9 protein-coding genes and 3 pseudogenes are annotated in these 10,553 nt (G+C 34.1%); 3 read left to right on the top strand and 9 right to left on the bottom strand.

Annotation, left to right across the window (positions count from 1 at the left end):
• Together FJR08_RS23400 and FJR08_RS22895 are read left to right on the top strand one after the other, a co-directional pair.
• Nucleotides 1-206, top strand: a pseudogene (locus FJR08_RS23400) (ATP-binding protein); the annotation flags it as partial.
• Nucleotides 203-622 carry a hypothetical protein gene (locus FJR08_RS22895; protein WP_254435834.1) on the top strand — a complete coding sequence of 140 codons (420 nt, stop codon included), beginning with the start codon at nucleotides 203-205 and terminating at the stop codon, nucleotides 620-622. The pseudogene FJR08_RS23400 and the gene FJR08_RS22895, both read left to right, overlap by 4 nt.
• Nucleotides 623-632: 10 nt before the next feature.
• On the opposite strand, the gene FJR08_RS22890 is transcribed toward FJR08_RS22895, so the two are convergent.
• The 5 genes from FJR08_RS22890 to FJR08_RS22870 form a co-directional block, all read right to left on the bottom strand.
• Nucleotides 633-1,814: a glycosyltransferase gene (locus FJR08_RS22890; RefSeq protein WP_015078346.1), complete on the bottom strand. Its 1,182-nt coding sequence runs from the start codon at nucleotides 1,812-1,814 to the stop codon at nucleotides 633-635.
• Complete coding sequence (locus tag FJR08_RS22885; protein ID WP_168634686.1) at nucleotides 1,811-2,968, bottom strand: glycosyltransferase family 1 protein; 1,158 nt, start codon at nucleotides 2,966-2,968, stop codon at nucleotides 1,811-1,813. Before FJR08_RS22885 ends, FJR08_RS22890 begins: the two co-directional genes overlap by 4 nt.
• Nucleotides 2,969-3,280: 312 nt before the next feature.
• Nucleotides 3,281-4,624: a hypothetical protein gene (locus tag FJR08_RS22880; protein ID WP_015078344.1), complete on the bottom strand. Its 1,344-nt coding sequence runs from the start codon at nucleotides 4,622-4,624 to the stop codon at nucleotides 3,281-3,283.
• 12 nt (nucleotides 4,625-4,636) lie between these two features.
• On the bottom strand, nucleotides 4,637-5,584 hold the full coding sequence (locus FJR08_RS22875) for a glycosyltransferase family 2 protein (RefSeq protein WP_015078343.1): 948 nt from the start codon (nucleotides 5,582-5,584) through the stop codon (nucleotides 4,637-4,639).
• Entirely contained in the window at nucleotides 5,581-6,528 is a 948-nt protein-coding gene (locus FJR08_RS22870; protein WP_168634685.1) for a glycosyltransferase family 2 protein, read from the bottom strand. Before FJR08_RS22870 ends, FJR08_RS22875 begins: the two co-directional genes overlap by 4 nt.
• 117 nt (nucleotides 6,529-6,645) lie before the next feature.
• On the opposite strand from FJR08_RS22870, the pseudogene FJR08_RS24350 reads away from it, so the two are divergent.
• Nucleotides 6,646-6,834 (top strand): annotated as a pseudogene (locus FJR08_RS24350) (IS30 family transposase); the annotation flags it as partial.
• A gap of 23 nt (nucleotides 6,835-6,857) precedes the next feature.
• On the opposite strand, the gene FJR08_RS22865 reads toward FJR08_RS24350, so the two are convergent.
• The 4 genes and pseudogenes from FJR08_RS22865 to FJR08_RS22850 all read right to left on the bottom strand — a co-directional run.
• Complete coding sequence (locus FJR08_RS22865; RefSeq protein WP_168634684.1) at nucleotides 6,858-7,637, bottom strand: class I SAM-dependent methyltransferase; 780 nt, start codon at nucleotides 7,635-7,637, stop codon at nucleotides 6,858-6,860.
• Nucleotides 7,638-7,742: 105 nt separating this feature from the next.
• Nucleotides 7,743-9,206 (bottom strand): lipopolysaccharide biosynthesis protein, encoded by a 1,464-nt coding sequence (locus FJR08_RS22860; protein ID WP_168634683.1) that lies wholly within the window; start codon nucleotides 9,204-9,206, stop codon nucleotides 7,743-7,745.
• A gap of 296 nt (nucleotides 9,207-9,502) precedes the next feature.
• Nucleotides 9,503-10,063 (bottom strand): Uma2 family endonuclease, encoded by a 561-nt coding sequence (locus FJR08_RS22855; protein WP_168634682.1) that lies wholly within the window; start codon nucleotides 10,061-10,063, stop codon nucleotides 9,503-9,505.
• A 267-nt stretch (nucleotides 10,064-10,330) separates the two neighbouring features.
• Nucleotides 10,331-10,553: pseudogene (locus FJR08_RS22850) on the bottom strand (CpsD/CapB family tyrosine-protein kinase); the annotation flags it as partial.

The following is a 10,553-nucleotide window of genomic DNA, read 5'->3' as shown; positions in this document are numbered from 1 at the left end:
CATCTCTGAGACGTTCATTTAAGGATAGTGGCCAAATTTTAGTAACTTCTCATAATCCTGAAGCAATTAGAAAATTCTCCAATGAAAACACTTTTATTCTGGATAGAAAAAGTCACTTAGAACCAACTTTAATTAGATTGCTTAGTGATATACCTGTTACTGGCGATTTGATTAATTCTTTGATTTGTGGTGACATAGAATTATGAGTATAAATAAGAATAAACCACATTTGTTAATTTTACCTGAAGATGATGCTAATCGTCAGATTGTTAATGGATTTATTCAAAATTTGAATGTGAATAATCGGGCTATTCAAATCCTACCAATTGCTGATGGTTGGAAAAAAGCTGTAGATAAATTCACAAATGATCATATCAAAGCTATGCGACAATATCCACAGAGAAACATCCTATTAATTATTGATTTTGATGAATGTGAAGATAGATTAAATTTTGTAGAAAGTTATATTCCAGATGATATAAAAAATAGAGTATTTGTTTTAGGTGTACAATCTAATCCAGAGAGTCTTAAAAGGGATATTCAAAAGAATTTTGAGACTATTGGAGAATCTCTGGCTACAGATTGCGCGGAAAACAATCATAAATTATGGGAACATGTTTGAAAACTTCAGTTTATCTGCCTCTATCAATGATTATCTGATTGTACAGGTTTTCAACTTGGTTAGCTGAAAATTCCCAGCTATATTTATTCACAACAAATTGTCTTGCAAGATTTCTAATCTCTCTAGCTAGATCAGAGTTTTGTAGCAGAGTAATCGTAGCTTTCGCAAAATCTTCTGGACTATCTGCTATCAAAATTTCCTTGTCAGGTTTTGCACTCAGAGAACCAAGTCCTAATGTTGTAGTGACTACAGGTAGTCCAGAAGCCATTGCTTCCAAAATTTTGTTTTGCATACCTGATCCTGATTGCATAGGAGCGATCGCAACCTTTGCCTGTTTCAGAGTTTCTGGCATAGACTCTACAAAACCAGTCACTATAACTCCTTCTTTTCGCGCTAAACTGCGAACTTCTCTAGAAGGTTTTGCTCCAGCAATTATAAGAGAAACATTAGGAACTGTTTGTTGAATTATTGGTAGACAAAGTTCAACAAACCACTTAACAGCATGAATATTAGGTGCATAACTCATATTTCCAGAGAAAATTAGAGTTGGATCTATTGGAGATTGTTGTTGTAGACTAAAAAAATCAGTATCTATCCCATTTGGGATAACTTTCACTCGGTCACTAGGAATTAGTTGTGCATCTTTTTCAGATACAACTACTAACTTATTAAATAAGTTAGGCAAATCACGTTCGTAGCGGATGACTCGTTGAAGTTCCTCCTGAAAAATCCAGCGTCGAGGAAAAGATTCCAACACTACACGACGCTCTAAATTTAGTTGCATCGAGTCAATCAGTTCTATAATTTTAGGGGTGTGTATATGATGAAAATAAGGGGCTATCCTCATCATAAAAGCATGAACTATATCAAAGTTGTTGGCTGCTAAAATTGAATCTAGCTGTTGCTGAAACCTACTAGAAGAGTAGTAGCAAGCTTGAAGAGGTAATTGTGAAGTAAATAAACCTTTTCCTACATTGATAAGTGATTGCCATTTAGGAAGAGGAACAGTATATATTGCTTTACAGTAAGGACGTATCTGATCAATATTTTCTAGTTCCCACGAACTATGATAAAGGGTCAACAATGTAATTTCATGTCGCTGACTTAAGATACGAAGACGATGATAGAGTATCAGTTGGTCTCCTTGTAACAAGGGGTAAGGAAATCTCGGAGTAACAAAAAGTATTTTCATGAGTTATTATCATAAGCAATAATAGATTTATAGATATCTAGAGTCTCTTCAGCCATTCTTTGCCAAGAAAATTGCTTTGCTCTTGCTAATCCACGCTGAATTAAGTTATTTCTTAAAGAACTGTCAATCAATAATTTATATACTGCTGTTTCAAGTTCTTCTTGATTGGTGGGGTCTACTTGCAAAGCGGCATCTCCAACAATTTCAGGAATAGATGTTGTATTAGAGGTAATAACTGGAGTACCACAAACCATTGATTCTAAGGGTGGGATACCAAAGCCTTCGTATAAAGAAGGATAGATAAATAATGTTGCACAATTATAGAGACATACTAATTCCTCCTGAGTAACATAGTCAGTAAAAATAACATCATTTCCATATTCAAGTAAACACACAAGATCATAAAATTCAGACTGCTTCCAGTTCGGAATTCCTACGATAACTAACTTTTCATCAATGTTTTTCGTTTGCTTTAGCTTTGAAAAAGCTCTAATAACTAATTTTGTGTTTTTTCGTGGATCTGTACCACCTAAAGTTAATAAATACTTTCCAGATAGATTAAAACTATTCTTGATAATTTTAGATGCGTTTCCCCTGTCAAGTATCCTAAATGCAGCATCCGGTGCTTCATAGGTAGTTATAATTGAGCTTGTTTGAAGACTGGGAAAGTGATGCAGAATATCGCTTTTAGAAAAGTTAGAAACTGTAATCACTTTAGTAGCATTTCTAATAGTTTTGCTGACAATAGCACTTCTGTATATCCTACCTAGTCTTTGATAAGCAACATTTGACTTTGGCAATAGTACGGAATCTTTCAGATACATCACATCATGAATAGTGACTATCAGTTTTGTACTTTTTTTTAGAAAAACTGGAGATGTGTTAGCAGTGCAATGAAGTACGTCTATACCATCTTTAATTGCTTGTCTTGGCAGAACTAGCTGTTCCCATAGTAAATAATTGGCTGGGACTAGGATTCTAACTTCAAAATTTGCAGCTTTTGGTAAAATATTTTCAGAATTAGGTTGATCTGTATAAAGAATATATTGGTTTTTCTGATCTATTTTTGCTAAAGATTGAACTAAATTGAGTGTGTAGTTGCCTATTCCCCTACGCTTCTTGAGTGCAAAGCGGGCATCAATTCCGATAATCAATTAAAGGTACTCCTTGAGTTTTGAGATAATCGTAAATAGCAGGTATGGTTAATCACTGTTTCATGTTGAAATTATGGTGTTGATGCAAAGCAAAGTAATAATCCAGCATAATTAAGGCTTATAGCCTATAACCCACCATAATTTATCGATAAACCTCTTTAGCAGAAACCAAAGAGAACCTGTAAAATCTGGATTTTTGACTGCAAAATTATGTGCTGAATTAATGATATATTGACAGTCTGATTCAAAGCTTTTAATCATTTTACAATTCCTTGTACAAAAGAACAATTTCGTTGTCATCAAATAAACAACCTAATAACTCTTGTAATCTGCTCGCTTATCTTGCTTTTTTCCAAAATTTAATATCAGTCTATAAGCGAAAAGCATAGTCCAATCTGCTAATCCAAAAAATAGAACATTAGAAAGCATAGTTCGGACTATATTAATTAATTGTACTGATAGTAAAGATACTTTCAAAGTATCATCATTTTGATAAAGCATTTTCATATGCAAAAAGTAGGATAAATATCCTAACAATATGCCTAAAAGTATTAGTCCAAATACACCAAAATGAGCATAAAAAGTTTCAAGTCCTGATGGAACAACTGAACCTTCAGGGTATGGATACAATGACTTCAAGAAATCTGTTAACGGACCTACTAGATATGGGTCATTGCGAATCATATTTGGAATAAATTGCGTGAATAAGCTTAGATTAGATAAACCGAAATCACTGTTAATACCTCCTACGTTATTTTCATAAGTTAAAATGCCTGCTAAGCCCGCAAAAACCTCAACATTGGTACGGTAAAACCATTCAATTGGACTGTCTTGCTGATTCAAACGACTCGAGATTTCTTCTAACCTTTCAAATAAACTTAAATTATAATTTATTGCACTGTTATCTCTATACAGTCCATAAATTATAAAGATAAATATGAAAACAAAACTACTAGCAATAATCCAACGGCGTGGAATTTGTTTCCAGCAGTAGTTGAATATTAATAGGACTTGAACAAGCATGAAAGTTGCTAAAAAACGGGAATTGATTAAGGTCAGCAAGAAAGTAAAGCCAAATGTTAGGATATCAACTCTATTCAGCCTTTGTTTAAGAGATAATTTGTATAGTAAAGGCATTTTACCCAAACTAACACCAATTAGAAGGAAAGTCTGTCCTCCAACAGAATTTCCTGGATTATCTATAGCTGCTTGTAACCCACCTAGCAGAAGTATTAAAATTCCACCAAAGACCGTAACCCAAAGGGCTATCACTATGTATGACACGAGGGAGTTAGTATTTTTGATTGAAAAAACAACTACTTCTGAATTTAAAAAGCCTTTGTTTTTAAATTTATGCCTTGCCATCCATGTATAAGTTATGAATAGGCTAATAGTACATAAACCTGCATATAAATTTGCTAATCGTGTGCTTTCCAAGCTCAATAACTGATACAAATGTACAATATCCGAATCTCCATTTTGGAATTGACTTAATAACCACCATGCTTGACCTTGAACCAAAGTCAACATTGTTGCTGATATAAATACAACATATAAGTTACGGTTATGATTTTGAACAAGCTCTCGAATTATTAGAATAATTAGTAACAAAATTTGTGTATACAACCATATCCAATCGAATATAAAATCGTTCATTTTTCACTATCACTAATTTATTATTTTTTTTGCTTCTGCATCTAACCATATTAAAGACCGGGGCTTACTCTTAGTAACAGCATCAATTAAACCCAAAATTTTACATTTCAATATAGCTAACCTATATATAAATAAATTAACATTCTCAACTAGTTTAATTTGATTTTTACTATGTCTCAATAGTTCATAAAAAGCAGAGAAAATTCCCCTATTAATCCAATAAATTTTAGCGATAAAATTAAAATAATTTAATCCAATTCCAATTGCAAATCCTGTAGCATAAGCATAACCAAGAGCATTTTTAGTGTTTTTAGCCTTTTCAAATAGTCCAGGATGTGCAACTTTAATGTTAGGACATAGCTTGATTGATTGGCCAGTCACTATGATTTTTGAAGTTAGAACAAAAGCTTCCCCACATTGACATGCATGATGTGAACCAGGACCCATATCATTGAAACCGCCTAATTGCAAAAATAGCTCTTTTTTTATAATTAAGTTCCATTCAATTATAAATCTTGAAAAATTTCTATACGTTATTTTCGATGTATTCTGTGGCCAATGAGAAATATAGCAGCCATCTATTACCTCTCCTCGTTGAGGTACCAGCAGATTTGGCCCATTTGACAAACTAATAATCAGTTCTTCTAGGGATATTATGTTGGAGTAGATAAAAGCGTCATCATCCAAAAAAAAGAGATATTCACCGGATGCTAGTGATGCTCCAAGATTTCTGGCTTCAGCAGCAGGAATTACGCTATTTCGTACATACTCAACTAATTCAATATTAAGAATTTTCCTAAGTATATCTATTTCCTTCCCTGATTGGTTAATCAAGACTAGTTCGATTTGTTCATGCTTCAAATTGCTAAGAGAAATAAATAGTTTTTCTAAAAACAATTCAGGCTTTACCACGGGGACAATAAGCGAAAGTAAAATTGGGGTATTTATTAATTTATTCATTTAGATTTAACCTCTTGATTTTGTAGTATGTGTGTCTGATATTTATTTATTAAACGTTGTTTTCTGAACTCTGCGCCTTTTTGCTTTCCGAAAAAATATCCTACTATTTTATAGAAATAGTATGAAAATAACTCTTGAATGTATAAAATTAATGCACGATAGAAAAATGGGCTTTTCAAATTCCGATGAATTTTGATATACTCTAATTTCAAATTAAAAATTTTATTATCGCTTACTCCTCCAGTTTGATAATATGCAACTACGCCATCTAAGTAATGAAATTCAGCACCAATGAGTAACAAAGAGAATACGTAAGCGTAATCTGAAGCATATTTGTAATTAAGATTATATAGTCCTTGATTTAAGTAGGTATGCTTCGTAATGAATATAGCTTGATGACAAATAGTCATTGAGTATTTTAGTCTATCAATACTTGCAGGAGATTTTATAGTAATATTCGCATCTGTGTAGCCAAGGTAAATATCACCATAATAAATGGATAAATCATCGCTAGGAACAAATTGTTCAACTAACAATGAAAGTGCATTTGGTAGATATGTATCACCTGCATTAAGCAACCCTATAATATCACCAGAAGACAAGGCTATACCTTTATTCATAGCATCATAAATCCCATTATCTGGTTCACTAAGCCAGTAATCAATATGGGCTGAATACTTTTTAAGTATTTCTAAAGTGCCATCATTGCTTCCACCATCTATCACTAAATATTCTATGTTTTCATGTGTTTGATTAATTACACTTTTAATTGTAGATTCTATATATTCTTCTCCATTAAACACAACGGTTATAATCGTCACCAATGGTTGATTATGTTGGTGATTTTCATCCTTGCGATTACTATTAATCTTTCTAGATCCGCCTTCTATACGTTCAGGACAAGATTTTTTTTTCAAATATTCTGGGATGCTGGAGATTTCCATAAAGTCATAAAAAAGGAAAGATTCAAGAGTGTCAGTGCTACGACCATAGAGCCTTAACGGGTGACAAGGCGGCTAAACAGCTTGTTTCATAAGGGATAGAGCCTGAAAGCCACGTTGAAAAAAGAGACGTTTATGAGGCTTGAGATTGATAATGAAGGAGAATTCTGTGGACATCAGAAGCTATCTGAAAGCTTGAAATTAGAATGTTTCTTTTCAAAGCCGTATCATTTATGGAAGCGTGGATTGAACGAATACACGAATGGATTAACTCGACAATTCTATCCCAAACCCACGAACTTTAAAATATCCATACTTCAAAATTTAATATTTCAAACACTTGCAATCACAATCATATGGTCATTGAATAATGGTATATTACCTCGATTCCCTAACAACTTACTAGCAAGTAAATAAAATAGCCACTTTGGAAAACTCACAGAAGAATGATGATTTACGTTTAATACATCTATCTTATTAAGACCGCATGAATTTAAAGCATTTATTAGACCTTTTTCAGAAGCAACTGCAATATGACCGACATAAGCAAGATATATCCAGTTTTTTCCAGACATTTTTGAGTATATGCTATTAGCATTACCTGTAAATATCACTATCTTACCATTTGGGGATAAAAATTCTTTTGCTATTTTTATCTCTTTTATAGGATCAGCTAAGTGTTCAAAAACATCTATGTAAGTGATGATGTCCATTGAATGTTTCCTAAATGGGCTTTTATCTAAAGTTCCATTAAAGTAAGTAATTTTTTCATGATTTATCATATTTTCACTAGCTTTACCTGGCTCTACACCAAATTTTTGCCAAGATTCGTTGATACAATCTAAGAATTTACCATCACCGCAACCAACGTCACAGATAGACATAATACTATTTTGATTCGGATTGAGAAGATTCCCCAATTCAACAAAGAAAGAATTACTTTTTTCTGTTTCGAGTTCTTGCCAATAATCTTTTGGAAGATCATTGTACATGCTTAGTAATAATTCTTCACTTTTCATTCTATTATCAGTAGCGATAATAGAACCACAACTAACACATTTACCATGAGTCATTGATGGAAGAATATTCTTTAAATCAGAAGAATTTAACATAAGCACATGCTCTTTTATGGATTTAGTATTTGGGTCGTTTCGGACATTTCGGACACTAAATTCCTTAAGATATCCCTTACAGTAAACGCAGTTCATAATTAGACCTCACTTAAAGTTAAGTAATTTTTTTGCGAAAAAACCTTTGTTATTGGCGGTGAACCAAATCAATAAAATACAACTTTGCAGTATAGCAGATCCTAGTCTTAATACATTGCTATAAAGTATAAAATAATGTAAACACACGACAATGCAAAAAAACAGCAAAGGGAACTTCAACCATTTTATCAATGTATTTTGAGGAATACAAAAGTGTTTAACTCCCATTAATAATAGAAGATTTGTTAATAAATAAGGGAAATTTCCACAGATTGCTCCGATTAAACCAAAATTATATGCCCCCAACGCAATCATTATGAGAGATAAAAAGCCACTAGCTGCTACTACAATAGCACAAATATTAGCTGCACCTATGCCAAGTAGGATATAGTAACCAACAGCATTGAGAGAATAAAGTGAATAAATTACCGTAGAAATACAAAATAAAAATATGTATTTAATATCTATTACATTTGTGAAAATTAAGCTACATATCAATGGGGAAAGTGTTATTAATATACCTCCTAAACCAAGAGCAACGAGACCATTCAACTGAATAGCTTGCTTAATGTTTTGTTTTGTTTGTTCATTATTTAAATTTTGGATTAAATGGCTGACCGCAGGAACTAAAGGTTGTACAGGTAATGAAGAAAGTACATTAATTTGTGTTGTAATATCAGTTATCGCCGCATAAACCCCTAAACTTTGAGTCCCTAGCAAACTTCCTACAATTATACGATCTCCTCTTGCAAAAAGTGCGCTTCCCAAAGAACTCAACCAAATCATTACGCTATAGCGTCCTACTGCAAGTCCTTTATCTTTACTCCAAGCCAGGTGGAGATTTACAGTTTTAAGTAATGATTGCACCACCCAGGCATGGCTTAACAAAACTGCTACAGCAGCAACAGCTTGCCACTGCATCAATGCTATTGTCCGTCCTCCTCTGTAAGCTATCACTAACATTCCCAGTGTAATTAGTGCAGACTGAATCGTATTTAGCAGATTCATCAAACCATAGCGCTGATATGCTTGCTCCACACCAACTAAAACCTGTTGAAGTAATCGCGACCACAATACTAATCCACCAATCTGTAAAGCTTTTACCCCTGTCAACTGTTGTGTATTATCTAATTTAGTAAATATACTAACAATACCCTCAGCACCAAACCAAAGAGCGAACGCTGCGATTGTAGCCAATATCAGCATGGCTCCAACTGTCACAGTTAAAGTTTGTGATAACCCATCACTATCTTCCTTTCCTAAGTCCTGAGAAACAAACACAGTGGTTGCAGTAGCAAGACCAGCTTCAGCTAAACCAACAATTGCGATAACACTAGAAGCTAGAGTCCAAAGTCCATATTCCTCAACTCCAATCAAGCGAATCAGTAAAGGAATTGTAAGTATAGCCAAACCAATTCGGATAATTCCGCCAGCAGTATTATAGAATCCATTCTTTAAAAAGCTGTTTTTCAATTTAGTAAATTTACTTCAGTAATTTGGTGTCGTTAAACAATAGATTTTTTGAATAATTTAAGTGTAACCGCCCAATAATTCACGGTAGCGCGTTTAGTTATAAGTATCAACTAACTTAAAACCGTTCTCAGCCAGGTAGTCTGTCCCTATTGATTGAGCGGTTACAATTGAGTGGTTATATCATATAGACATAGCTTTCACCTATTTCAGCCTTCCCAGTTACGACTAGGTGGCGAGGGAGGAACTGAGATCAAAAGACTATCAAAGCTCAACTCCTAAAACAAGGTATTGCTTAGTTAAGCCATTCTCAACCAGCCAAATACATCATCAACAGTTAATTTTAACTCTATTCCTGCCAATACAGGCAGAATATCGGTTTTTTCCATCAGTATTGGTTGGCGATCGCACAAAAATACTAGAATACTTAAATCATCAGGATCAAGAAACCATCCCAATTTACACCCATGCTCCATACAATACAAGATATTGCCAATCACTTTATTTGATTTCTGTTCAGGAGAAAGAATCTCAATTACCCAATCGGGAGCTACTTCAAATCTATCTGGGAATTCTCCACTGCTAAGGAAAGGAATATCTTCCCATGTAAAAACTGCTATATCAGGAACAATTGAGCGATTACCAAAGCTACACCTGAGTTCAGGGAAAGCATAGGCAATTTTTTCAGATTCACTCACCAAATTAATTTCGCCACTAAGTTTCCCTTGCAGTCGGCTGTGTCTTCCTTTCGGCGTAGGTTTTTGAATAATTTCCCTACCCAAGAACTCTGATGCTGGCTTTGTTTCCGGTAGCATCAGAAACTCCTGCAATGTGAGAGATCTTATGGAGCTGATGGTCATAAACGATGATTATTATAGCCCTTAGTCGACATCGTTTTGATAATTATAACATACCATAATTTAGACATAGCTTTCCCCTACTTCAGCCTTCCCAGTTACGAGTAGGTGGCGAGGGAGGAACTGAGATCAAAAGACCATCAAAGCTCAACTCCTAAAAAACGAATAATTTTAGTTAATTTCTCAGCGGTGTAAACTGTATTTGCACCAACCAAAAAACTCTACATCTTAGTAGTTTAATATTACATGAGCAGGAAATAAAGTCAAGTCTTACCGCAGATTGGCCTGAGAAGACTTCTTCTTACTATCTACTTTCTCACCGTAATAACCTCTCTGATAATAATACCCACCATAACTACTTTCCTCACTAACACCATTCACTACCATTCCCAAAATAGGCACTTTCCCATGATTAAGTAATGATTTCGATGACTTCACCGCTGAATATTCTACCTTGCCAGGACGGACAACCAGCAATAATCCATCCACATAC

The sequence above is a fragment of the Dolichospermum sp. UHCC 0260 genome, assembly GCF_009711985.1.
GTDB classification, from domain to species: domain Bacteria; phylum Cyanobacteriota; class Cyanobacteriia; order Cyanobacteriales; family Nostocaceae; genus Dolichospermum; species Dolichospermum lemmermannii.
Note: the sequence above shows the minus strand (reverse complement) of the source record. Positions and strands in the feature narration are given on the sequence as shown.

Bases quoted from the DNA above. Each gene is read 5' to 3' on its own strand.
- FJR08_RS22880 (WP_015078344.1), bottom strand. From the start codon at position 4,624: ATGAACGATTTTATATTCGATTGGATATGGTTGTATACACAAATTTTG.
- FJR08_RS22865 (WP_168634684.1), bottom strand. From the start codon at position 7,637: ATGTTAAATTCTTCTGATTTAAAGAATATTCTTCCATCAATGACTCAT.
- FJR08_RS22855 (WP_168634682.1), bottom strand. From the start codon at position 10,063: ATGACCATCAGCTCCATAAGATCTCTCACATTGCAGGAGTTTCTGATG.
- FJR08_RS22895 (WP_254435834.1), top strand. From the start codon at position 203: ATGAGTATAAATAAGAATAAACCACATTTGTTAATTTTACCTGAAGAT.
- FJR08_RS22870 (WP_168634685.1), bottom strand. From the start codon at position 6,528: ATGGAAATCTCCAGCATCCCAGAATATTTGAAAAAAAAATCTTGTCCT.
- FJR08_RS22875 (WP_015078343.1), bottom strand. From the start codon at position 5,584: ATGAATAAATTAATAAATACCCCAATTTTACTTTCGCTTATTGTCCCC.
- FJR08_RS22890 (WP_015078346.1), bottom strand. From the start codon at position 1,814: ATGAAAATACTTTTTGTTACTCCGAGATTTCCTTACCCCTTGTTACAA.